We start from the raw sequence: 24305 nt of genomic DNA, 5'->3' as shown, positions 1-24305 counted from the left end.
CGCGGGTGCCAGCGGATGAGCAGGAATAACCGCCTGTCACGGCAGGCTAATGGCCTGTCAGGCGTTGAAAATCAGTTCGGATGAGATCTGCATCAGGTCTGCCGCGCGCGCATTGTTAATAAGCCGGCGGAAGGCTCGGAAGGCTGAATCCACATCCACCAGCGGCCTTTACAGCGCCGCCGGCGGGAGGAGCCAGCGTTACTGTGCGAAGCTATCCTGTTTACCACAACTGCTTTTGCAGCCACCGCAGCCCGAGCCGCTGGTGACCACCGGCAGCGTAAGCGGATGCTGTTTTATCCGGTTGCCCGATTTGCGCATGGCCAGCAGGATCAGCGCATTCACCGCGATCACGCCGATCAGGCAGCTGGCGCTGAAGGTGGGATGTTCGGCAAACGTCACGCTCTGATAAAACAGCGTGGCGGTGGTATAGGCGATATTGAGTCCCCAGAAGAAGGAAAACAGCATCCAGTTACGGCCCGCTTCGCGTGAGATCGCGCCCATCACCGAGACGCAGGGAACGTACAGCAGGACAAAAATCAGGTAGCTGTAGGCGGCAATGCCGTTGCCAAATTTGGCCGACATCACGCTCATCTGGCCGGCCGCCATTTCGCCATCCCCTTTGCTGGCATCGATAGGGTGAGCCAGCGCATCGATACTGAACGCGGCTGTCAGGCCAGCCCAGGTCTCGGTCAGCGAATCCTTCAGTTCATCAATCAGACTGAACGCCTGCGGGTCAAACGTGCCACTCTGTACGGCTTCGCTGGTATAAAGGCTGTTTAGCGTACCCACCACCACTTCTTTCGCCATGATGCCGCTCACTAATCCGACCGTTGCCTGCCAGTTATCCGGCATCACGCCGATAGGCAGCAAAACCGGTGTGATCTGCTTACTGGTGGTGGCCAGCGCAGAGTGATTGATGTCGTCGACCGGCTGTCCGTTAAACGAAAAGCTGGTCAGCACGCCGATTAACATACTGACCAGGATAATCACCCGACCGGCCCGCACCACAAACATTTTCAGACGCTGCCAGGTCTGGATCAGCAGGCTTTTGAGATGCGGTCGGTGATAAACCGGCAGCTCCATGATAAACGGTGAGGCTTCGCCACCCAGTAAGGTGTGCTTGAGTATTAAGCCGGTTACGATCGCCACCACAATACCCAGCAGATAGAGTGAAAAGACCAGGCTGGAGCCATGGGAACTGAAGAACGTAGCAGCAAACACCGCGAAGATGGCCAGCCGAGCCCCACAGGACATAAAGGGTGCAATCAGTACCGTCAGCAGGCGTTCACGCGGCGTATCCAGCGTGCGGGCGCCCATCACTGAAGGCACATTGCAGCCAAATCCGACGATTAACGGCACAAAGGATTTACCGGGTAAACCCAGCGATTGCATCAGGCGATCCATGACAAAAGCGGCTCGCGCCATGTAACCGGAATCCTCCAGAAACGCGAGGAAAAGGAACATCAGCCCAATCTGGGGGATAATCGGCAGCACGGTATTGATGCCCGACCCTATCCCCTGCGCCAGGAAGACGGTCAGCCAGGCCGGAAAATGACAGACGTAGCCCAGCCATTGTGCACCATGGATGAATATCGCCACCGAACTGCTGTCAAACAGCGGCTGTAACGCGGCACCGATATTAATCGACAATACAAACATCACGTACATCACCGCCAGAAATATCGGAATACCCAGCCAGCGGTTCAGCACGATGTTATCGATCCGGCTGGTCAGACTGCCAGGCGCAGCGTGGTGAATATTACTGACGGCGGCGCACAGTGCGTGGATAGCACGATAGCGGTAATCGGCAATCAGCACCCCGGTATCACCACCGGCCTGTTGAACGATCTCCGGCAGTTGAGGTACCAGCGTTGGGCAGAGCTGCTGGCTGTTGATATCGCCTTCCAGTAACTGTAATGCCAGCCAGTAGCGTTTTTGCGGCGTTATAGACGCGGGCATCAGCGTGCAGAGCTGAGTAATCGCGGCTTCCACATTTTCCGGATAGCGCACCCGCTCTGGCGCGGTATAACGGTGCGGCTGGTCAATCAGTGTCTTGAGTTGTGCAATGCCTTCGCCGCGGGTTGAGGTCAGAGAGACGACCGGACAGCCCAGGCGTGCTGACAGAGCTTCAACATCAATAGCGATATTCTGGCTGGCAGCAATATCCTGCATGTTGAGGGCTACAATGCAGGGCACTCCGAGTTCGAGTAGCTGAAACGTCAGGAACAAATTGCTTTCAAGGTTCGACGCATCGACCACGTTAATCACTAAATCGGCGTGATCGTTATACAGATACTGACAGGCGATACTCTCATCGATTGAGCTTTCCGCTGAGAGCGTGGTAAGAGAACGGGTGCCAGGCAAATCGATTAACCGCACATCGGACTGAGCGGTAAAAAATTGTCCTTCTTTGCGCTCGACGGTTACGCCAGCCCAGTTTCCTACCCGCTGGCGGGCACCCGTCAGCTGATTAAATAAGGTGGTTTTACCGGTATTAGGATTACCGATCAGCCCAATGGTTATGTTTTTCATGAGACCATTTCCTCAAGAACAATGGCGTCAAGGTCACGCTGACGTACCGCCAGACTGACCCGGCGGGTACGGATTTGCACCGGATCGCCCATTGGCGCGACGCGGATGATCTCAATCACCGCACCCGGCAGCATTCCCATGGTGAGCAATTTCTGACGCCATGCGGGGTTCACCGCGGGCTGATAGCCGAGGATTCGATAGGTACTGTGCATGTTCATCGACATATAACCATCTGGTTGTGGTAAGAAGCAGTGATTATATAAATGATAAGCATTCCGGAATTTGATCTAAGATCAGGCGAAGCGGATTAATGTCAGGAAACGTCAACGCTGGTTCAGAAAACGGCAGATTCACCTCGCAATCTCAGCATTTTACTGGCAGGCAGTGAAACGGAGGCCGGCGACGGGTGCTGGCTGACAGGCAAAACTATCTCCTGCCAGACATAACGGACTGACCGCTACACTCTACGTACCCTAAGCCCGACGCCCCGGTGAGCTGATTTTATGGCGCGTGCGACATGAAATCGGTGATTTCCGGGGGCTTGCGGTTGGCTGCCGGTCAGGCAGATAACCGTTAGCGGCTTAGTTACATCATTCAATACAGCGAATAAGCATATCGGGCCTGCGGCCCGGCGGGGCGCCTCGTCAGGAGGTTATTCCGCGCGCATGTTTGAAGTTTGCACTCTACAACGATCAGAACGACGTCATACTCTCACATCGCAGCGGACTCTGTATGGAGGGGCTCCGCGATAAAATCGGGCTGTGCCAATAAACAGGCGATTACAGGATGATGTAACTAATTGCAGTAAAAGCTTCATCTGTCACTGGTCTCTTTTGGCAAAATACCCGGCAAACGCACCCTCGCTCTTCAGCAGGCCCCTCACCGCCAGGCCTGCTTCTGCTATGCCGCATAACTTATTAAATTCAGCGGCTTATTTCTGCGTCAGCCAGAAACCATCTTCCTCTCTTTCAATCGACATCTCGCTGCCCTGCTTAACCAGATTAACCAGGCGAAAAAACTCATCGCCTGAAATATTCCAGCTAAGCCGGATGCGCGCCCGACTGCCCTGCTCCAGCAACGTTGCGGCTTGCGTAAATGAAGTGGCGCTGATGACTGCCTGATCCGAACTGTTCATACCTGTCCTTAACCGTTAGCAGCAGATAAACGCTGTCCCGGGTGCTAAAGGGCGATTTCCCGATGCTGACCGGCCCGATGAACACTCTCAGTCGGGCCCCTGACGCTATACCGCAGCTGACGAGTTACCTCTGCCAGCCAGCATAGTCGGCTACATCGCCGGTTAAATTTATCGCCGAGCGATTTCGGGGATTAACCGAAGCGTTAGACCCGCGCTATTTTATGCAGCCGGACCTCGGATTGATGCTGGCAGAAATCTTAAAACCCGGTTTTTAATGTAACCGGTTCGGTTATTTAGCGTGATGGCCCCGATAGCCGATCCGCACAAAGCTAAGCTGTGATGGCGTAATAGTCTGAACCTTCGAAAAGAAAATGCCTGCTCTGCTGAACTGCTCCAGAAAAAAATGGCCGTAATATATTTATCTGCCGGACGGATTTAACCGCACCCGCGCAGCCACACTTACACCGCCATTACCGGCTGGACGAATCGTTCACGCTGCGCTATTTCGCTGTGGCGCTGTTTAAAACCTGGCCTGTTTATGCTGATGCGCTTGCCCGCGCCGGGATTATTCCGATGACGCTTTATCCCGGATTAACGCTTTCCCGAACCGCAGCGAATAGCCTGCGCTATTCACGGTTGCTCTGACAACGTCAGCCGTCAACACGCCTTTTTCCGGCAGCTTATTTACCAACGGATGCGCCAGCATAAATATGAGGGTGAACGTGGATTTTTGCCGGCAAGTAAAGGGCGACATCGATCAACCATGATCTGAATCATGACAGATTATTTAAAACTCACTCAGGTCATGGTGTTAACCATCGGTTTAATAAACGAGGGTGAAAATGCAGCGTCCCGACAATACCGCGTGTCATTAACAGACTGTATCAGGAAGTAAAAATGAAACTCTCAGCAACAGCTAAAAAAACGTTATTTCCCCTTGCCCTGCTCACTACGGTGATGCTGGTTGCAGGATGTTCAGGCAATTACGTCATCTCGACCCGCGACGGGCATATGATTTCCACCCACGGCAAGCCTGCCAAAGATAAAGAAACCGGCCTGATCTCATACAAAGATACCGACGGTAATACGCATCAACTGCAGCAGCAGGATGTAAAAGAGATTGTTGAAAAATAGAGATTTATTGACTTAAAACGAGACTGCGAAGCAGCCATTGTTACACCAGGGATTACTGAAATGAAAACAACTGTGATTGGCATCAGCCTGCTGCTGTGTGCTTCGTCATCGGCTATGGCCATCGGCCTGAGCGCAGAGCAGGGTAAAAACTTTACTGCCCTCGACGCAGAAATCGGGCGTTCTTCAGGCGGACTTTATCTGGATAGCCAGTGGGTTAAAAACACCGACGACGGCGTGCAGATTGGGCAAGCGGGCACCGGCTATAGCCTGGAAGCAGGCCCGGTGATGCTGTCAGCGGGCGTCAAAGCCACCTATATCGGCGGTAAAAAAGGCGATAACGGCGTCGCCTTCCCGGTCGGTGCCGGTGTAAGGCTGAATCTGCCGGCTAATTTTGCCCTCTACGGTGAGGGATATTCGGCTCCCGAATCCTTCGCTAACAGCGTTAAAAATTTCGTTGAGGCCGATGGCGGAATCAGCTGGACACCGATGATGCCACTGACGCTGAAAGCGGGTTATCGCTATGCGGGTGTGGATGGCAAAGATGGACGTCCCGGTCATACGCTGATTGACGGTCCCTTCATTGGGGGTGGCCTGACCTTCTGATCGGTAAATGTTGTTCCCTCTATCCCTTGTCTGCTGGCCGGTAAGCTGAGCGTGCTGCCGGCCTGATTGCAGATCGAATTCGCTGAGAAAACGATGATGAAACCGTTATTACTGCTGATTTTTACGTTCTCTTTGAGCGGGTGCGTAGAGTATAAATGGGTCAAACCCGAGGCTTCAGAACAGCAGGAAATCAGGGCGGAGACCGCCTGTCAGGCTCAGGCATTACGCGATTTACCGCCTGATAATGTGGTCAGCGGTAAATACACCTCTAAAGACAGCAAGTACAAAACCACCGACACCGATTACTCAACCAGCGACGCAAATGAAGCGCAGCGGGAGATCCTGGTGAAGGACTGTATGTTCAAAAAAGGCTGGCAGCAGATTAAAGTTCAGCAGTAAAAAACCGGCGCGGTTTGATTCAGATAGTCAAACCGCGCCTGATGATGTTCTTCTCCCACCCTCGCTTTGAAACTGAATAATTTAGCGGTCATCACTGTCTGGACGTCCGACGGCGTGCTGACGCCGCGCTCGCCGGCAGCGTTCGGAGCAATATTTCACCTCATCCCAGCACTTTTCCCATTTCTTACGCCACGTCATCGGCTTATTGCAGGTTTCGCAATAACGGACCGGCAGTGATTTCTTATTGCCTTTGAATGTCATCAGGGGTGCCTCATCAGAGAGTGCTGAAGAAAAGCCTGTATCAGAGTATCCGCCTGTGCAGATGCGGGCAGGACAGATCAGGCTCTGCTGCTCCGCCGGCGCATTCTGCTTCCGTACTAACGCGGCCTTTTCGCTGGTGACACGCGCAGTGTTGCGCTTTATAACATGCTCTGCGCGAAGCCGATCCTTAAAAGCCGCATCTTCGCCTGACAGGCCCCTGAGCGGCGGGGCTAATTTTTTCGGCTTGAGATTTTAATAACCTGTGACAACACCCTGTCGCGCCATAATGGCAAGGCCACTTTGCACCACGAAAAGCATTATGCTGCCTGTTTTTATCCCTCTCAGCTTGTTTATCACCTCCCGGGCCGGGTTAACTTCGGATAAAGTCCGGCGAATTAGCCGCATTGCTGGCGGCTTATCAGCTTTAACGGCTGACAGGTCAAACCGGTTTAGTGCCTGTAACGCAATAATGTTAGCGCAGACTGTCAATAATCACCTTATAGCGGCTTATCACACCTATATAAAGCATGCTTAAAAACCGACCCGGGAGTTATTATTACACTGATTAACCAGTTTCAGGTGCGCCGCAACCTGCCTGTGTTTTTCTTAAGCCGGAATAACCGATTTTCATCGCCACGCTGCTTCTCCGCCATCTATCAGGCTAACAGCACCCGTAACAGAGTATGGCAGTAGCACCGGTTGTTTTTATCCGATGCACATCCTTAAAAAAATAGTTGAATCATAAAGATAAGTTAATTTTTATCCCTGAGAAGTCAGGTTAAGATAAATTTAACCGTTACCCGATGCGATACTTCAGCACGTCATAATCACACTTAACAACGCCGCGTAACGTGTTTTCACCTGACTTAATATGCCGCTGATTTTAACTGCCTGCAGAGAGATATCCGGCACGGCGCCAGTGGATAAAATGCTAAAAAATGGTGCCCTGAGCAGGAATAATCGCCGAGGCGGCTGATTTATCTCATGGATAGAACAGGCGATGTTTTTGTCATTTTGAGCGACCTTAACGCCAGGTTTAAGTTCTTTTACCTTTGCGGTGTTATTGCACGTTAATTACAGTTTCAACTGCCTTAAAAAACGATTAATATGTCAGAGTTGAACTATTGGTTCAGTATTGAGATTCTTCGAAGGCAAGCATTTTTAAAAAAGCAGGTCTGACGAAAAGCATCAGCGTGAACCCGCTCTGTATTTTATTATCTGAACATGACTATGGTGACTTTGATGAGTGACACTCTCAGCAGCTTGAATAATATCCGTACGCTTCGCGCAAACGCTCGCGAACTTGATCTTGCTGCCCTGGAAGAAATGCTGGAAAAACTTTCTGTTGTTGTTAGTGAGCGTCGTGAAGAAGCGCAGGCTTCTGAAGCCGCTAATCGTGAGAAAGCGGAGAAACTGGCTAAATATCGCGAATTACTGCTGCAGGAAGGTATCGATCCTAACGAACTGTTAAATGGTATGCAGTCAGCGCCGGTTGAGAAGAAAAAGCGTGCGCCTCGCCCTGCCAAATATCAGTACACTGACGAAAACGGTGAAGTTAAGCAGTGGACCGGTCAGGGACGTACACCTTCAGCAATTAAATCTGCGATTGAAAATGGTAAATCACTGGATGATTTTCTGATCTGATTGCAGTGCATCACTTGCAGTAAATCCGCCCGATATCTGCCGGGCGGATTTATCGTCACTCGCCAGTGACGCGGTAACATCCAGCAGCCATTATTCTGCCGGGCGTAAGACCAGGATGGTAGCTCCACACAAGTCTGATTACGCTGTAAGGCAAACCGTCATCCCTCGCCGAATTCACACCCTCTTTCCCGACTACGCCTTGCCTTTCACTGTCAGCCAACAGGCCACAGCGGCGAGCGAACGTGCACGCCGGTTAATCGACCCGTTGCAAGGAAGCGTTACGCGCCATGATAATTTCAAGGCCGATTTGCTGACCATACGATAGTTCAAGCGTATTGCCGTCTGGATCGGCGAAGAAAGCCCAGTAACCCACCGGCTCGCCAGACTGCTGCGCGGGCCGACGTAGTACGCCTTCGCGCTGCGCCAGCGCAACTTTGGCATCAATTTCCTCGCGACAGGCACAGGCGACGCCAATATGACCAAAAGGCCCCAGCGGCGTATCCTCGGGATGCGCGGACTGAACCAATACCAGCGCAAATGGCCGGGTTAAATCAGACAGCCATGCTACTTTTTGCGCTTCTGCAATGCCCGGCTCGCGATGATGAATAACCTGCATTCCGGCATAACGCTGGTAAAAATCCACGCTTTTTTCCAGATCGCGGACCTGCAGAGCGAGATGGCTGAATCCCGTATCGTTTGACATAGTCACTCCCTGAAGTGGTTGAGAAACTACCCTGCCACAGCGGGGGGAGCGCAAGTGATCAACAGTGCTTAACCGCCCGGATTTTCACCTTCTGCACGATTGCGCCCTTCCCGCTTGGCCCGGTACAGGGCTTCATCTGCCCGTTCAATCAGATCTGACACTCCCTGCTGCCCGCCGTTGCCGTGCTGAATTGCGCAGCCAGCGCTGAGCGTAACCCGTTTTGCCGCAAGTCCGCTGGTGAGATGCGGAATATTCAGCCGGTAAACTGCCTCAACAATCTCGCTGGCAAGTTTTAATGTCTCTTCTGGGGTGTAGCGCGGCAGAATAAGCGCAAACTCTTCGCCGCCATAACGGGCCGGCAGATCATTTTTACGCAGCGCAACGTTTTTCAGGATCGACGCCACCGCTTTCAGGCATTCATCACCCGCCACGTGGCCATAGGTATCGTTGTAATGTTTGAAATAGTCGATATCGATCAGAATCAGAGAGACCGGCCAGCCCTGTACTCTGGCCTGTTGCAGATTTTCATACAGCCTGCGATCAAAGTAGCGGCGGTTGGCTACCCCGGTTAAGCCATCGCTATTTGCCAGACTCTGCAGAGAGAGGTTCGCCGCCGTCAGCTCATCACGCAGTCGGGTCAGTTCCCGCTGATAGCGCAGCGTATGTCGCGCCTGGCGCAGCAGAAAAACGCTGAGCGAAAGAATCACCGCAAGCAGTGCGAGGCTCAGCATGACATCCTGCACCCGGCCTTTAATCCAGCGGGTAAACAGCGCGGATTTGTCGTAACCGGCGGCCACTATCAGCGGATAGCGTTCCGAGCGCGCAAAGCCGAAGATCCGTGTTTCACCATCAAGCGCCGCCTTCCACTGCCCGCTGCCCCGATCGGCATCGGCCAGCATTTTGCGGAACAGATGGCTTGAGGAGAGGTTTTTGCCAATATACCGCTCCGGCAGCGGCCGGGCATAAAGCACCGTGCTGTCTGCCAGCATCAGGACCAGCACATCGCGCGCGCCCAGCTCATAATAGCTGTAGAAGCGGCGAAAGTAGTCCACCTTAATGGTGGCGAGCAGGACGCCATTAAAACCGTTGGCCCCATCATTGACGCGCAGTGACACCGGTATCACTAACTCCCCGGTGGTGCGGCTGCGGACCACCGGGCCGACATGCACGCTGTTACGCAGGCTGGCGCGGTGATAACTGAAGTACTCCCGATCGGAATTGTTGATTCCGATCGGCGTCCTGCTCATCGAGGTAGCGATCCAGCGACCCTGAGCGTCGTAATAGAACAATCCGTGCAGCTGCGGCAGGCGATTCTGCAACATCCGCATAGTCTGACTCAGCGCCTCCCCGTCAACACGATCGGTCGCTATCTGCGTTTGCAGTTCGCGCTGTACCTCGCGCAGCGACAGTTCCGTCTGCAGAAAGGTGTCTTCTGCCTGACGCGCCTGCGACAATGACAGATTGACCGCCATCTCTTCAGCCTGGTTAACGGCTTCGCGCCAGTCCTCACGCAGGGTCCACAGATTGATACCGATGACCGCCACGGTGAGTAGCAAGCCTGACAACGTGATGCTTTTAAGTAGCGGCGATATCTTTGGTGCGGCTGCCGCATTTTTCCTGCGAAACGTCATGCCCATCCCTATTCAAACTCTTTCACTGAGTTAAGCACAGTTAACGGAGGGCAAAAGTACAAATATCGCTGTTGCGTTGTTTTTCATCCTTCATTGTTACGCGCGCATTCTGAACCGTTGTGTATTAAGTCGCCTGCCCTTGTTCCGCCCGCCCTGAATTCAGACCCGAATCGGCTACAACCCTTCAAAAATCAGCGGGATGAATGTTATCCTTACCGCTTACAGTGAATGTGCGCTGTAAATTAATGTGAGTACTGAAGGACCTTTTTTTATGAGTGAAAACCTGAGCAGCCTGAATAATATCCGCACCCTGCGCGCCCAGGCGCGCAATGTCACGTTAGACGTGCTGGACGAGATGGTGCAGAAATTAGAGACCGTGGTCAGAGAGTGCCGTGAAGCAGAGGAAGCCCGTGCGGCTGAAGCGCGCGAGAAAGCGGAGAAACTGGCGATGTACCGTGAACTGCTAAAGGAAGACGGTATCGACCCGACTGAACTGTTAGCGGGTCTCTCCCCGGCCACCCGCAGCGGTAAAAAGCGCACAAAGCGCCCGGCAAAATATCAGTATCGTGATGAAAATGGCGAGCTGAAATACTGGACCGGTCAGGGTCGCACGCCAACACCGATTAAAACTGCCCTCGAAAACGGCCAGTCAATGGATGATTTTTTGCTTTAATCCTGGCTGATTCCGTTCCGGAAAATTTAGCCGCACCGGCACGCTGAATTTTCCGGCACGCGTTGATTATCAGCCGCTGATTTTGTGGCGCGCATCTGGCAATGACTGCTGGCTCTCTGCGGGGGTTACCGACACCGGCCCACGGAAAGTTCGTCGCCATTCGCTGGGGGCGACGCCAAATCGATGTTTGAACCGCTGACGAAAAGAGATCGGCGAGCTGAACCCCACTTTTTCGGCCACGCTCTCAATACTGATGTCGGTGGTTTCCAGCAGCTCCTGACTGCGTTGCAGTCGCTCCGCCGTCAGCCAGTCCCCCAGCGTCATCCCGGTCGCCTTAAAAAAATGGCGCGTCAGCGTTCGCCGGCTCATGCCCGCTGAACGCGCCAGTGAATCCAGATCGTGTGGCTGATGCAGGTTGCGCCGCAGCGACTCCAGCAGCATATTAATTTTGCCATCCCGGGTATTTTCCGGCACCGGCCGCTCAATAAACTGCGCCTGTCCCCCTTCACGGTACGGCGGCACCACCATTCTTCTGGCCACCCGATTGGCCACGGCGCTACCGTAGTGCTGACGGATGATATCCAGGCAACAGTCGATGCCCGCAGCGGTTCCGGCCGAGGTAATCAGGCGATCGTCGCGGGTATAGAGCGCATTACTGTCGAGATGAACCTGCGGAAAGCGCTGGCTGAAGTCACGTTCGAATTCCCAGTGAGTCGCGGCGCGGTGCTGATCGAGCAGGCCAGCATAGGCCAGCACGTAGGTACCCAGACAAAGGCCGACCACTTCCGCGCCGCGCTGCCAGGCAGCGGCCAGCTTATCCAGCAGCCGCTGATCGGGCTTTTCAGCCGGATTATGCCAGTACGGCAGAATGATAATATCCGCCGTATCCAGCTGTTCGAGTCCCTGTTCCACATTAATCGACAGGCCGATCTCCGACAGAACCGTACCGGGCTTTTCAGCGCAGATCGTGACGCAGAAAAGATCCGGCTGCGGCATCGCTGATCCAAACAGGATGCAGGGAACCGAAAAGTGGAACGGACTGAATCCGGTCGTCGCTATCACTGCAACATTCAACGCAGCCATCTCGCCCCCTTAGTCATCAGCCCCCTGCTGGCGAGCAGGGGTCAGTGCTCTGTCCCGGCGTACCGGTCAGAACGTTATGGTTTCACCGTCCTGCGGGATAAGCACTTTATCGGTTATCCCCTGCTGATCGGTGTAAGCCCGCAGTTCGGCACGGGTCAGCAGGCAATGGTTGATCGCTTCCATGTGCGACGCAACCAGCGTTGCTTCAGGCACGATCTCCAGCGTGTGTAGTGTATCCTCTTTACCCATAATTATCGGGCCATAGAGATCGTTGGTTGCATTACCCATATTCAGCACCACCACGTCCGGCTGAAAACGTTGCAGACTCCTCACATAGGGTTTAACCCAGACGGTATCGCCGGCAACGTAGAGCGTTTTTTCCGACGGATGGGTAAACACCAGCCCACAGGCATCGCCCAGCAGATCGGCCATCACTTTGTCAGCATACAGCGCATTGCTGCCATGCTGGCCGTCAGTTTTATAGATCGTCAGGCCTTCGACAAACGCATTTGCTTCCTGCAGCACCTGAACATTAAGGAAACCCTGAGAGCGGATCAGGTCAGCATCGCTGTGATTCTGGGTATAAATCATCATCGTTTTGGGCACCTGCTGCTGTGCGGCCTCATCCCAGTGATCGGTATGGGTGTGGGTAAGAATCACCGCATCGACATCCAGCAGCTGCGAAACCGGCATCGGCAGTTCCACCATCGGATTTCTCAGGTGCGGACGGGCGTTGCCGACAAAGCCCGGCCAGGCTTCTTTTTCAGCCAGCATCGGGTCAATCAGGAATTTCTTGCCGGCATAGTGCAGCACCAGCGTGGCGTTACGGACTTGGGTCAGTTGCATAATCAGGCTCCGGTCAGTTTTCAGTCGGATGCAGCCAGCGTCGGCGACGTCGTTGCTGCGATAGTGTGACTTTACCCGGTTGCGAACGCTGGCGTGACAGGATCAATGGACAGTGATCGATGAAATCAGGCCAACCTGTCAGCTCAGGCAAATCCCCTGTCGCGTTCGGCAACATTCGCGCGCGTTGGGGGATGACAATCTCGTCCTGTCGCGGCTAAGCTGGATGGCGCGAAGATAAACTGATCGGCTGAGGCATTGTGATTCTCCGTGCCGGTCAGAGTGTTGACATGCGTGCTGATGAGAGTGCCGGCGAGCTGAAGCCGGACAGCAAAACCTGACCGCTTTAGCGGCTCAATCTGATCCTTGCAGGAGCAGGCGATGGCTGAACGATGGAAACTGCACTGGCTTGAAGCGTCAGGCGACTTACAGGATTATCAAACGGAAATTACCCGCCAGACAGATGCTGCCTGGCGGATCCTGTCAGCGGTTATGCCGCCACCGCGCCTTGATATTCTGGTTCAGTGCGCGCCGGCGGCGGTGATCCCGGAAACCGGCACCGGCGGCTACGCCTATAGTGCAACGCTCTTTGGTCTGACACTCGATCCGACTCATCCCGATCTGGCGCAGACACTCAGCAGCGGTTCGCTGATGCGCACCATCCTGCACGAAGTGCATCACTGTTTGCGCATGGCTGGCCCGGGATATGGCTGGACACCAGGGGACGCGCTGGTGAGTGAAGGGCTGGCAGGACAGTTTGTCTGCTGGCTGCTGGATTCGCCGCCCGAACGGTGGGAGCGGGCAGTTGAACGTCAGTGGCTGCTGGATAATCCGGTCAGGCTGGCGGCGCTGAATAGCCGTCCTTACGATCACACTGCCTGGTTCTTTGGCAGCGGAACCTGTCCCCGCTGGTACGGTTACACCCTGGGTTATCAACTGGTCGCCGCGTGGCGCGATCTGCTTCCGGCCTTAACGCCGGAAAAATGGCTTAACGTGACGGCGGAAGAAGTGATCGCCGCCGGGCTGAGCTGCGGGCTGATCACCCGCTGAAAGCAAAAAAAATGCCGCAGAAATCTGCGGCATCGGTTTTCATCACACGATCATCAGAAATCGGCTTTCAGCACCACGCGGTAATTGGCTTTACCGGCGCGCACGTGTTCCAGCGCTTTATTGATGTCTGACATCGGGAAGAACTCAACCTGCGGCGCAATATCAGCACGCGAAGCCAGCTTCAGTAACGAACGCAGCTGACCTGGCGATCCGGTCGAAGAGCCGGTTACCGCTTTGTCACCCATAATCAGGTCAAACGCACCGACCTGGAACGGTTTCATCACGGCACCGACGGTATGGAATTTGCCTTTAGGCGCCAGCGCCGCGAAATACGGTTTCCAGTCCAGATCGACCGCTACGGTGCTGAGGATCAGATCGAAACGACCCGCCTGCTGTTTCAGCGCTTCAGCGTCACGGCTGTTAACCACTTCATCGGCGCCCATATCCAGAATCGATTGCTTCTTATCTGGCGTTGAGCTGAAGGCCACCACTTCCGCACCCATTGCATGCAGAATTTTAATAGCGATGTGGCCGAGGCCTCCGATACCGATCACGCCAACCCGGCTGGTGGCGGTGATGTTGCTCATCAGCAGCGGTTTGAAGACGGTGATGCCGCCACACAGCAGCGGACCGGCGGTAGTAACATCCAGTTTCTCCGGCAGCGGGATTACCCATTGCCAGTCGGCACGCAGTTTCTCAGCAAAACCCCCCTTGTTCATGATGGTCGGGATGCTGCCCTGCTGGCAGTTAACCTGCTCACCATTAATACAGGCGTCACAGTGCTGACAGCTTTTCGCGGTCCAGCCAATGCCTACCCGCTGACCAATCGACAGGCCTTTGTTTTTAGCCGCGTCGCCCAGCGCAGAAACCCGTCCAATGACTTCATGTCCGGCAATAACGGGAAACTGTGAAATGCCCCACTCGTTGTCGATCATCGACAGGTCAGAGTGGCAGACGCCACAATACTCAACCTCTACTTCAACCTCTTCTGCTGCAAGTTCAGCAACATCATATTCATAAAGTTCAAGCGCCTGACCAGCCTGCATGGCTGCATAACTTTTAATTTTCATTGGTACCTCTGCGTGGTTAATCATCGTCAAGTGTAACAACTGCAGGCGCGGCTTGCCTGGCCGATGCGCCTGCACCGCACTTTGTTGTCTTTTATGCTGAAAAATCAGCCGTTAACCTGCCCGCCAGACAGAATCTGTAACACTTTTAGCTGCGCCACCGCCTCCTGCATCGCATCCATACCCTGGGTTAATTCACGCAGACTGCCAAGGTGTTTAGCGATATCGGCACGCTCATGGCGGGTCTGCTGATTCATGGTCGCCAGAGTGTCAGCGGCACTGATGCTGCGTGCGGCCATCTGTGTCGCAGTCTGCGCGCTGTCACTGGCCACCAGTCGGATGCGAGCGATGGTGCTTACCGCCTCGCTGATGTTACTGGCGGTAGCCTCAGCCTGCTCTTTGGAGGAGTGGGCCAGTCGCCGCACTTCGCCGGCCACCACCGCAAAACCCCGGCCTGCTTCACCGGCACGGGCGGCCTCCACTGCCGCGTTCAGTGCCAGAATATTGGTCTGGAAAGCGATGTTACTGATGCCGTGGGTGATCTCGTTAATCCCGTGCGAGATTTTCTCCAAATCGTCCAACCCGTCATCCAGCCGACCCTGCGCCTGCTGGCTCTGGGTGGCGATGTCGCTGATGGCACGAATACTGTTTTCTGCCAGGCTCAGGGTTTCGCCCTGACTTTGGGTGGCGCTCTCTAATACCGGCAGCGCCTCCATCAGCGGCGTCAGTGCCTGCTGATAGCCGATCACCCGATTCAGCACGCCCGTCTGCACGCTGTTCAGCGCTTCCCAGCGACGTAATGCCCGCTGCGCATAGTGTGCCGCGTAGCCGGCGTACTCCACCGGAAACTGACTCATCGCTTTCACATCATGATTAAAGAACACCAGCGCTGATAGCGTCTGGTTAATCGGCACGCCAAGGATCTCGCCAAAGCTGGAGAAGCCCGCCGCCGGAATGCCTTTGAAAAAGTGGGCGTTGTGTAACTGACCGGCATTTCCGACGCGACGCAGGATACAGTCGTTCATCAGTATTGCCGCCGGTTTGCCGTGCTGACGGGCAAACGCCTGCCACTCCTGCTGCGTCGCCTGTTTGAAGTCCTTTTCCTGCATCAGGAACAGCCGGTCGCCAAATTCCAGATCGCAGAAAAACTGCACGTTATCAGCCTCAATTTTGGCCACCGAACGAATAAAGTATTCTTCTCCGACTTTGACGCCAAAGGTCAGCCCCTGCAGCCGTTCAGTCAGCCGGGTCGGTTCGCAATTCAGGTGGGTGCAGAGCGCGGAGACCAGCGATTGCTGCTGGCCCTGACGGTTAAATACCGTACTGACGGTGCGCGCGATCGGATCGGCCTCGGCGATCAGCCAGCTGCTGTCCAGCGGGGTAAAGTTCTGGCTTTTGAACGGGGCAAACGATTTTCCCGCCGCCATCTGGCAAAAAATAATCACCGCTTTGCCCTGGAGTATCTGGCCGCCAATCCCAATCCAGGTGCCGTCAAAGCTGATTTTACCGCCGGCCGATCCGCCGATCGCCAGGCAGGGGAAACGTCCGCTGTTATACCAGGCCTGCATCAGGAAACCTTCCGAGGCAGAAAGACCGTCGCAGTAGATCATCGCGAAAGTCCGATCGGCAGAGAGCGGCATCCGCAGCTGCAACCGCTCCAGCTCCTGCTGTATCGCGGTGATCCGCTGGCTGGCGCTGTGGGTATCCTGCACGTGCAGGTCAATAACGTGCGTTTCATGCCGCGCAATCAGGCTGTCCGGTAACCAGAGCCAGCTCCCTTCCTGACCGGCCCCGTCGCAATAGGTGCTCTGCCGGCCGCTGCTGCTCAGCGCGCCATGAGAGGAGAGCGTCAGCACCGTCAGGTCAGCGGAGGTAAAGCGCTGCCAGGCCTGACTGGCCCGTTGAAAATCCGCCTCGGGCGGCACAAAGGTCATCAGCAGGCCGCCGGCGCGCTGGCTTAACCCGGCGGCACTGAGTGACGCTGGCAGCGCACGACAATCAAAAGTGCCATGCGCAGGCTGGCTGCTACGCCCAAAGCGGGCAGCAGGCAGGCGTTGTATCATCGCCTTAATAATCGACATATTATTGTTTTCGCTTTAATTAGAATGATTTTGCGCTAAAAAAGCGCTTTCTGGTGTGTCAAAAAGGAGGGCTAAAAGCAGGTCCGTACGCGTTCAGAACTCACGCCTGAGGGCCGGAATCATCATTGATCGGCACGCTCAGCGCCTGTTCGTTATCGCCAATAGCGGGAAAAGCTTTAACGATTAATGTAACTGGTGAAAACGATGAAAACAGCGCACTTAAGCAGCATAAAATAAGCCGGGAAGCGATCCCGGCAACGTTACTGATTACTCATCGCGGCTCTGCTGCCAGTGCTGCTCACAGCGCTCGCGGGCTTCAGCCGGTAAGTCACGCAGGTCCGGCAGACTATCGCCGGCGCCATATCCCATTGAGCCGGTCACCTCTTCCTGCTCATCCTGGGCAGCAAAGCTCAGCTTATCGTCCAGCGGCTGCCATTCGCCGTCGTGCTGACGATAAATCACCGCATAAGTCGGCGTCTGCGCATCATCACCATAGATCTCATATTTTTGCTTTTGTGGGTCAGAACCAAACTCAAGCGTATCGATTAAGGTTGCATCAGTCATCGCGTTCTCCTTTTTCGTTGAGCCTTTAAGGGTAGCCTGGCGAACACAGGCTCGCTGCCGTTTCCGGTCGGTCACCTGCGGATAATCAGCCTGATACCAACATTTTCTCAGGGGGGGGTATTTGCATAAACGAAGCGGTCATCTATGCTTCGTGGTGTGACTAGCTAGTCCTTTTTATCTAATGGAACATTGATAGGAGGTCTCTCTATGACACAACAGAAATACCGAGGTGGTGCTGGCAATTTTGCCAACGATCCGGGCCGTGCGAGCGAAGCTGGCAGTGCAGGAGGCAAGGTCAGTGGGGGCAATTTCAAAAACGATCATGAAAAAGCCAGGGAAGCCGGTCGGAAAGGCGGCAGGATCAGTCGGCGTCCTGCAAGTAATTCTGAATAAGGCGCCTTAGGACGTTTTACGCCATGGAATGGCATCTCACCTTTAAGCAGCAAACTGCCTGCTGCCACACTCCTTCCCCATTTTTGTGAAAATCCCCATGACAGCCGTTGAAGCTGCCGCTGCGGGCAGAAATCAGCACGTCTGCAGGCAAGCCGGCAGACGTGCCAGGGGTTATTTCGCTGCGCGATGTCGGGTGAGGTAGTGTTTCACCAGCACGAAGAACAGCGGTACAAAGAACAGCGCCAGTACCGTACCCGCCAGCGTCCCGCCAATAATGCCGGTGCCAATCGCGATACGGCTGTTGGCGCCCGCGCCAGTCGCCACCGCCAGCGGGATCACCCCGGCGATAAACGCCAGTGAGGTCATCATGATCGGCCGTAAACGGGTACGCGCCGCCTGCAGTGCCGCTGCGCTCAGCGAACTGCCCTGACGCACCGCGTCCTCTGCGAACTCAATAATCAGGATGGCGTTTTTCGAGGTCAGGCCAACGGTGGTAAGCAGCGCGACCTGGAAATAGATGTCGTTGCTCAATCCGCGTAACGCCACCGCTATCACCGTGCCCAGCACGCCGAGCGGCACCGCCAGCAGCACCGAAAACGGCACCGACCAGCTTTCGTACAGCGCTGCCAGACAGAGAAACACCACCAGAATGGAGATCGCATACAGCGTGGTGGACTGCCCACCCGCCTGCTTCTCCTGCAGTGAAAGTCCGCTCCATGCGCCGGTCGTCCCAGCCGGAAGCTGATCGGCCAGCCGTTCAATGGTGTTCATCGCATCGCCGGAGCTGTAACCTTCCGCGTTCTGTCCCTGGATTTCGTAAGCAGCGGAACCGTTGTAGCGGTTAAGGCTTTCCGGTCCCATCGTCCAGCGGGTTGAGGCGAAGGCAGAGAACGGCGTCATGCTGCCTTCACTGTTGCGAATGAACCATTTATCCAGATCGGACGGTGCCGACCGGTACTGACCATCACCCTGCACATAGACCCGTTTGACGCGGCCGCGATCGATAAAGTCATTGATATAGGCTCCGCCCCAGGCGCTGGTCAGGGTATCGGTAACGTCATCCAGCTGCAGCCCGAGCGCAACCGCCTTATTGGTATCAATGTCGACCTGCAACTGCGGCGTCTGCGGCAGGATGTTGGCCCGCACCCCGATCAGTTCCGGGCTCTGCGCCGCGCGTTGCAACAGCCGATCGCGCAGTTTGCCCAGCTCATCGCGGGTGGTGCCACCACTGGCCAGCAGTTCATAGGTAAAACCATTATTCTGCCCGAGGCCCGGCACCGACGGCGGCGTCAGGGCAAATATCTGGGCATCACGAATAGCGGAGAGCGCATAGGTCGCCCGTCCGGCAATCGCCTCGGCCGAGTTTTCCTTACCGGGCCGCTGATCCCAGTTTTTCAGCTTGATAAACGCCATGCCGGCATTCTGGGCTGCACCACTGAAGTTAAAGCCGTTGATAGTAAACACCACATCGATGTTCTCTTTCTCTTCAGTAAGAAACCAGTCGACGATCTGCTTATTGACCGCTTCCGTCCGGCTGGCAGTGGCGCCCGCTGGCAGCGTCGCCTGCAGCATAATGCTGCCCTGATCCTCGGTTGGCAGAAAGCTGCCCGGCAAGCGGGTAAACATCACAAACAGCGCCACGCCCATCGCGGCATACAGTGACACCATAATCAGCGGACGACGCAGGGTGCTGACCACCTTGTGACGATACTGGCGCTCGGTGGCGGCGTAGAAGCGATTAAATCCGCCAAAGAATCCTTTGCGATGCGGCGTGCCGGGGCGGAGTAACATGCCGCACAGCGCCGGGGTCAGGGTCAGCGCCACCAGCACTGAGAACGTCATCGCCGCGATGATGGTGACCGAGAATTGCCGGTAGATCACCCCGGTCGAGCCGGCGAAAAAGGCCATCGGCAGAAACACCGCCGACAACACCAGCGCAATGGCGATCAGCGCACCGGAAATCTCTTTCATCGATTTTTCCGTGGCCTCGCGGGCCGGCAAGCCTTCGTCATGCATGATGCGTTCGACGTTTTCGACCACCACAATCGCGTCATCCACCAGCAGCCCGATCGCCAGCACCATGGCAAACAGAGTCAGGGTATTGATGGTATAACCGCAAAGCGCCAGTACGCCAAAGGTCCCAAGCAGCACCACCGGCACCGCCAGCGCCGGGATCAACGTGGCGCGCAGATTTTGCAGGAACAGGTACATCACCACCACCACCAGCGCTATCGCTTCGATCAGGGTGATCACCACATCTTCCACCGAAATTTTGATAAAGTCGGTGCTGTCCAGCGCGTACGCCACCTCGTAGCCTTGCGGCATTGAGTGTCGATACTCTGCCACTTTGTTCTTCACCAGAATGGCGGTATCCAGCGCGTTGGCGCCCGGGGCGAGCATCACCCCGATACCGGCCGCCGGATGACCATTAAGCCGGGTGGTCATGTCATAAGATTCACCGCCCAGCTCGACCCGCGCCACATCCCCGACCCGAACAATGGCACCGCGGGTATCGCTTTTGACGATGATGTTGCGAAACTGTTCAGGCGTTTGCAGTCGCGACTGCGCCCTGACCGTGGCGGTGAGCTGCTGATTATCTGGCGAGGGCAGCCCGCCAATTTTACCGGCGGAGACCTGAATGTTCTGCGAGCGAATCGCTGCCGTTACGTCGGAAGGCTGCAGTGCGTAGGCGTTGAGCTTAAACGGGTCGAGCCAGATACGCATCGCGTATTGCCCGCCGAACACCTGGATATCCCCTACGCCTTCGATCCTGGCCAGCGGCTCCTGCATGTTACTCACCAGCCAGTCACCGATGTCGGTGCTGTTGCTCTTGCCGGTAGTGTCATACAGCCCCATCACCAGCAAAAAGTTGGACTGCGACTTGGTGACGGTGACCCCGAGCTGCTGTACCTCACTCGGCAGGCGGGTCAGCGCCTGCTGCACCTTATTCTGCACCTGCACCTGGGCCGTGTCGGGATCGGTTCCCTGACTGAAGGTCACCGTGACCGTCACATTGCCCTGCGAACTGCTGCTGGAGGTGAAGTAGAGCAGATGGTCCAGCCCGGTCAGCTGCTGCTCAATCACCTGGGTGACGCTGTTTTCCAGCGTCTCAGCGGACGCGCCGGTATAGGTGGCACTGATATTCACCGACGGCGGTGCCACATCAGGATATTGCTCAACCGGCAGTAGGGTGATGGAGAGCGCGCCAAGCAGCATGATTAAAATGGCAACGACCCATGCGAAGACGGGGCGATAAATAAAAAAACGAGAAAACATCAGCGGGGTCTCTTCCTTTTAGGGCGGGCGCAAAGCCTGCATTCCTGCAGGTTGTGTAACAACGTTGCAGCGCTGATTATAGTTTGTAACCTTCCCGCTAAACATCCCGACGGTATCATTTGTTAATCCCGCGCAGATCCGGTGACGGCTACAGCCTGACGCAATCCTCACAGAACCGCTTAAGTCTGAATACCTGAGCAACGCGTTAAGCAAAATAGCGAGGCCTGGCTATGCTGAAAATAAAGGAAATTAAACAGGAGAGAATGATGAAATTTTTCTACTTCGTTTCGCTTATTGCTTCAGCGCTCTATTTATTAGCGTTCCTGCCTAAACTCCGAACCAAACGCGAACCTATTGCCTACTGGGGATGTTGGGCTTACCTCGGGGCGAATGCCATATTCTGGGCGATTTATGGCGTCCGGCATTACATCTGACGCAACGAGCGAAGCAAAGCGGCAAACAGGCGAATCAGGTAGCCTATCTGATTGATCAGGCTGGAAAAGGAATCCGGCTTTTTTCAATTTCCAGCGGCTGACCGTTTCAGGTTTTTTCCGGTCTGCCGCTCCAGGCTATTCCGCTAACCTGTCTCGCTAAAATTTCCTCGCTACACTATCCCGCCTGATTGCCGGTCCGGTTGAGGGAGGCTGCCTGCGAACGTGGCGGAACAGCGGCAGGCGAGCCATTAATCGCGGCCTTAATCTGCCGGTCATAATGACTCTCTAATACTCTGAAGGTCTCCTGCGCTTTAATCTGGTAAAGCGCGTCGGAGGGATGAATGCAATCCGGTGACATCAGCGTCTGCCAGTTTTTAATTTTCTGAATGCGCTGATACTGCGCGACCAGCGGCACATTCTCGTCCCGCGTCAGGCTGTCGATCTGCGCAACATAGGGCGCAACGTTCCATTTTTCCGCCCGGCCGCATAACGGATGAGGCTCCTGAACAATCACCGCTTTGCCATACTGCTGCGCCACACGAATCAGTTCAGACATGATCGCCCGATATTGCAGCGGGCTGACGATGTAGTCAGGCTCTATGTCTTTGAAGTGATAGTGGCGGGCGTCATTGGTGGCGAAGTTGAGCAGGATAAGATCTGCCGGCGAGGCGGCCATCTCTTCACGCCAGGTTTTGTTATTGCGGTAAAAATTGCGACCCTGCAGCAGATCCTTCGACTGCGCCGACAGCGCGCCTTTATTGATGATCTCTACCTCAGCGCCATATCTGGCCTTCAGCATCTGGTTTAACTGTGCAATTTCATTATTGGGAGTGAGGGTCGCCCGCAATTTACCGTCTTTTCTGACTGCCATCGCGCCTTTGGTGCTGGAACCGCCATAGGCTTCAATAATAAATTTATCATCCTGCTGACTGGCAAGCGCAACGCCCGAAGATAAACAGAACGCGATAAAAACAAGCAGATGACAAAACAGGTTTTTCATTGGGCATAACTCTGGCAAGGCGAAGAGGAAAAGCTTATCAGCCAGAATTGATTTGCTGCAAAATTATTTTGCCGCGCCGCCGCGCTGTCAGGCCGCTGAAACCGGTACTACGCGGAAAAAATCGCCAATAAGCGAAGCCCGTGGCGATGATTGATAATCTCTTTCTCGATCCGGCAGCGAAAAAAAAGCCGCGTCGGCGGCGAATAAACATCAATAAAATGCTTACGCACCGCTCAATTTTTAATCTTCTGTTAAGCGAAGCTTCACCCGGTTTGCGGTTTATCAGGTGACCGATTGCCCGCCCCACAAGGTTTCCGCCAGAAAGGGCGATGACAATCAGCAGCAGCACACTTTTTTCTGATAAAAAAGTGGCGCTAAAAAATGGCCAGGCCGGTTTACCATAATTTATCGATTACCTGAAAGGACATGCTGGCGGAATTCTGAAAAGCGTGGCGCAATATGTTAATTAAACTTCAGAGTGATATTCTGCCGCTGTTACGTCACTTCGCACACTACAACTTCGTCATTTATTAAGGTAATAAAAATGACCACACCCGCTTTTTTATCGAGCCGAAACATCGGTCTCGATTTTCTGCGCGCCATCCTTATCCTTGAAGGTGTTTTATATCATGCCGCCCGTAGCCTGCCAGGCGGTAATAGCTGGTATTACGTTGCTGATAAAAATCCGTCGCTGATTTTTAGTTCACTGATTGAATTCATCCATACCTTCCGGATGGAGGCTTTTTTCTTTCTCTCCGGCATGTTCTCCGCCATGGTTTTTTTACGCAAAGGTCAGGCTTTTTTCTTTGAGAATCGCCGCAAACGCGTGCTGGTTCCGCTGATTGCCGCCTTTGCCTTTATCCCCGGCATCATGTACTGGCTGAGCACGACGATAAAAGGGGTCGATACCTCAACCAGTGGGTTACTGGCGGCCTACACCCAGCTGCACCACCTGTGGTTCCTGGTCTCGCTGTCGGCTATCTCCTTTTTTGTGCCTGCCCGCCTTTACCAGACGCTGGCGATATTTGCCCGCCGCCTGCCCTTTACCCTGTGGCTGGCAGCCCTGATAATCGCTGCTAACAGTCTGTTTGTGGTGAAATTCGCGGTTAAAGACCTGGGTGAGCTGATTACCTTAATTCCGGTGACGGCGCGTTTCTGCGTTTATTATGCAGCTGGCTATGCACTTTATCTTAATCGTGATGCGATTCCGCAATTAGCGAAACATCCGCTGCTGAATACGGCTGTTGTGACGCTGCTGGCGATAATCTGTTATATCGCTTTCTTCCTGACGATGAAATTTAACCTGCAGGGCGTAGCGAAATACATTCCGGTTCTGCTTAGCAGCGTCTTCTCGGTGATCTTTTCCTATTGGGTAATCTTCTTTTTTGAGAAGCTGCGCATGAAAGAGAGCCGCATCGTGAACACGGTAGTCGATTCCGCGCTGGTGGTTTACATCCTTCACTACCCTATCGCGATTGGCTTTGCCTGGCTGCTGGATGATTACCTGCCGGACAATTATCCCGTCAGCTATGTTCTGATAGTAACGGCTATTGCTTCAGGACTAAGCGCCCTCTGCTATATGGTCATTAAGCGTAATAGTTTCCTGTCGACACTTTTTGGCCTGAAAGCGAAGCCGGCAAAAGCGCTGGCGTCGGTCAGCTAACAGACTGCTGTTGCTGCGTGCCGATATAGCGCAGCGATAATACCGTTAATATGCAGTACGTCCTCGCTCCGTTTATTCCTCTGCTGGCGCAATCCTGCGCCAGCATTATGCCTGCCAATAAAAAACACCTGCCAAT

Annotated in this window: 22 protein-coding genes; 8 read left to right on the top strand and 14 right to left on the bottom strand. The window is 54.6% G+C overall.

The window, feature by feature from the left end:
• Window positions 1-198: 198 nt before the first annotated feature.
• The 3 genes from feoB to AC6I8I_RS23310 all read right to left on the bottom strand — a co-directional run bounded on the left by feoB (window position 199) and on the right by AC6I8I_RS23310 (window position 3667).
• A complete protein-coding gene (gene feoB / locus AC6I8I_RS23320) occupies window positions 199-2532 on the bottom strand; it encodes a Fe(2+) transporter permease subunit FeoB (RefSeq protein WP_497828953.1) in 2334 nt (777 codons plus the stop codon).
• The gene (feoA, locus tag AC6I8I_RS23315) at window positions 2529-2756 is read right to left on the bottom strand and encodes a ferrous iron transporter A (RefSeq protein WP_046289418.1); all 228 of its coding nucleotides are present in this window, start codon (window positions 2754-2756) and stop codon (window positions 2529-2531) included. The genes feoB and feoA overlap by 4 nt, the downstream gene beginning before the upstream one ends.
• A gap of 707 nt (window positions 2757-3463) precedes the next feature.
• Complete coding sequence (locus AC6I8I_RS23310) at window positions 3464-3667, bottom strand: hypothetical protein (RefSeq protein ID WP_312056683.1); 204 nt, start codon at window positions 3665-3667, stop codon at window positions 3464-3466.
• Between the two features lie 897 nt (window positions 3668-4564).
• On the opposite strand from AC6I8I_RS23310, the gene AC6I8I_RS23305 reads away from it, so the two are divergent.
• The 3 genes from AC6I8I_RS23305 (at window position 4565) to AC6I8I_RS23295 (ending at window position 5803) form a co-directional block, all read left to right on the top strand.
• Entirely contained in the window at window positions 4565-4801 is a 237-nt protein-coding gene (locus AC6I8I_RS23305) for a YgdI/YgdR family lipoprotein (protein ID WP_312056681.1), read from the top strand.
• Between the two features lie 60 nt (window positions 4802-4861).
• A complete protein-coding gene (locus tag AC6I8I_RS23300; RefSeq protein ID WP_312056680.1) occupies window positions 4862-5404 on the top strand; it encodes a YfaZ family outer membrane protein in 543 nt (180 codons plus the stop codon).
• Between the two features lie 93 nt (window positions 5405-5497).
• Complete coding sequence (locus AC6I8I_RS23295) at window positions 5498-5803, top strand: hypothetical protein (protein ID WP_409456009.1); 306 nt, start codon at window positions 5498-5500, stop codon at window positions 5801-5803.
• A gap of 81 nt (window positions 5804-5884) precedes the next feature.
• On the opposite strand, the gene AC6I8I_RS23290 is transcribed toward AC6I8I_RS23295, so the two are convergent.
• Window positions 5885-6067 (bottom strand): DUF2256 domain-containing protein, encoded by a 183-nt coding sequence (locus AC6I8I_RS23290; RefSeq protein WP_312056715.1) that lies wholly within the window; start codon window positions 6065-6067, stop codon window positions 5885-5887.
• A 1239-nt stretch (window positions 6068-7306) separates the two neighbouring features.
• Here AC6I8I_RS23290 and AC6I8I_RS23285 point away from each other — a divergent pair.
• Window positions 7307-7708 carry an H-NS family histone-like protein gene (locus AC6I8I_RS23285; RefSeq protein WP_312056552.1) on the top strand — a complete coding sequence of 134 codons (402 nt, stop codon included), beginning with the start codon at window positions 7307-7309 and terminating at the stop codon, window positions 7706-7708.
• 253 nt (window positions 7709-7961) lie between these two features.
• On the opposite strand, the gene AC6I8I_RS23280 is transcribed toward AC6I8I_RS23285, so the two are convergent.
• Together AC6I8I_RS23280 and AC6I8I_RS23275 are read right to left on the bottom strand one after the other, a co-directional pair.
• Window positions 7962-8411, bottom strand: coding sequence for a VOC family protein (locus AC6I8I_RS23280; RefSeq protein WP_497821082.1), 450 nt, complete (start codon window positions 8409-8411; stop codon window positions 7962-7964).
• Window positions 8412-8479: 68 nt separating this feature from the next.
• Window positions 8480-10042, bottom strand: a complete 1563-nt coding sequence (locus AC6I8I_RS23275) for a GGDEF domain-containing protein (RefSeq protein ID WP_497821081.1) — start codon at window positions 10040-10042, stop codon at window positions 8480-8482.
• A 271-nt stretch (window positions 10043-10313) separates the two neighbouring features.
• Here AC6I8I_RS23275 and AC6I8I_RS23270 point away from each other — a divergent pair, with 271 nt between their 5' ends.
• Window positions 10314-10715 (top strand): H-NS family histone-like protein, encoded by a 402-nt coding sequence (locus AC6I8I_RS23270; RefSeq protein ID WP_312056556.1) that lies wholly within the window; start codon window positions 10314-10316, stop codon window positions 10713-10715.
• Window positions 10716-10784: 69 nt separating this feature from the next.
• On the opposite strand, the gene AC6I8I_RS23265 is transcribed toward AC6I8I_RS23270, so the two are convergent.
• Together AC6I8I_RS23265 and AC6I8I_RS23260 are read right to left on the bottom strand one after the other, a co-directional pair.
• The gene (locus AC6I8I_RS23265) at window positions 10785-11798 is read right to left on the bottom strand and encodes a GlxA family transcriptional regulator (protein ID WP_312056557.1); all 1014 of its coding nucleotides are present in this window, start codon (window positions 11796-11798) and stop codon (window positions 10785-10787) included.
• Window positions 11799-11864: 66 nt separating this feature from the next.
• The gene (locus AC6I8I_RS23260; protein WP_312056559.1) at window positions 11865-12644 is read right to left on the bottom strand and encodes an MBL fold metallo-hydrolase; all 780 of its coding nucleotides are present in this window, start codon (window positions 12642-12644) and stop codon (window positions 11865-11867) included.
• A gap of 378 nt (window positions 12645-13022) precedes the next feature.
• On the opposite strand from AC6I8I_RS23260, the gene AC6I8I_RS23255 reads away from it, so the two are divergent.
• On the top strand, window positions 13023-13691 hold the full coding sequence (locus tag AC6I8I_RS23255) for a DUF2268 domain-containing putative Zn-dependent protease (RefSeq protein ID WP_312056561.1): 669 nt from the start codon (window positions 13023-13025) through the stop codon (window positions 13689-13691).
• A 53-nt stretch (window positions 13692-13744) separates the two neighbouring features.
• On the opposite strand, the gene ahr is transcribed toward AC6I8I_RS23255, so the two are convergent.
• The 3 genes from ahr to AC6I8I_RS23240 form a co-directional block, all read right to left on the bottom strand.
• Window positions 13745-14761 carry an NADPH-dependent aldehyde reductase Ahr gene (gene ahr, locus AC6I8I_RS23250; protein WP_031378088.1) on the bottom strand — a complete coding sequence of 339 codons (1017 nt, stop codon included), beginning with the start codon at window positions 14759-14761 and terminating at the stop codon, window positions 13745-13747.
• Between the two features lie 104 nt (window positions 14762-14865).
• Entirely contained in the window at window positions 14866-16839 is a 1974-nt protein-coding gene (locus tag AC6I8I_RS23245) for a methyl-accepting chemotaxis protein (RefSeq protein ID WP_497828952.1), read from the bottom strand.
• Window positions 16840-17106: 267 nt separating this feature from the next.
• On the bottom strand, window positions 17107-17403 hold the full coding sequence (locus tag AC6I8I_RS23240; protein WP_312056565.1) for a hypothetical protein: 297 nt from the start codon (window positions 17401-17403) through the stop codon (window positions 17107-17109).
• A gap of 207 nt (window positions 17404-17610) precedes the next feature.
• Between AC6I8I_RS23240 and AC6I8I_RS23235 the strand changes: the two genes are divergently transcribed.
• Window positions 17611-17796: a con-10 family general stress protein gene (locus AC6I8I_RS23235; protein ID WP_072051034.1), complete on the top strand. Its 186-nt coding sequence runs from the start codon at window positions 17611-17613 to the stop codon at window positions 17794-17796.
• Between the two features lie 171 nt (window positions 17797-17967).
• Here the strand turns inward: AC6I8I_RS23235 and AC6I8I_RS23230 are convergent, their stop codons facing one another.
• The 3 genes from AC6I8I_RS23230 to AC6I8I_RS23220 all read right to left on the bottom strand — a co-directional run bounded on the left by AC6I8I_RS23230 (window position 17968) and on the right by AC6I8I_RS23220 (window position 22855).
• A complete protein-coding gene (locus tag AC6I8I_RS23230; protein WP_312056567.1) occupies window positions 17968-21072 on the bottom strand; it encodes an efflux RND transporter permease subunit in 3105 nt (1034 codons plus the stop codon).
• Window positions 21073-21681: 609 nt separating this feature from the next.
• Window positions 21682-22506 (bottom strand): SGNH/GDSL hydrolase family protein, encoded by an 825-nt coding sequence (locus tag AC6I8I_RS23225; RefSeq protein WP_312056569.1) that lies wholly within the window; start codon window positions 22504-22506, stop codon window positions 21682-21684.
• A gap of 37 nt (window positions 22507-22543) precedes the next feature.
• Window positions 22544-22855 carry a hypothetical protein gene (locus AC6I8I_RS23220; protein ID WP_312056571.1) on the bottom strand — a complete coding sequence of 104 codons (312 nt, stop codon included), beginning with the start codon at window positions 22853-22855 and terminating at the stop codon, window positions 22544-22546.
• 195 nt (window positions 22856-23050) lie between these two features.
• On the opposite strand from AC6I8I_RS23220, the gene AC6I8I_RS23215 reads away from it, so the two are divergent.
• Window positions 23051-24169: an acyltransferase family protein gene (locus AC6I8I_RS23215; protein WP_312056573.1), complete on the top strand. Its 1119-nt coding sequence runs from the start codon at window positions 23051-23053 to the stop codon at window positions 24167-24169.
• The last annotated feature ends 136 nt before the right edge of the window (window positions 24170-24305 follow it).

This window comes from Pantoea sp. X-Soil-YNGN-775, from assembly GCF_059730575.1.
The sequence above is the reverse complement of the archived record's forward strand: the minus strand, read 5'-3'. Positions and strand labels throughout refer to the sequence as shown.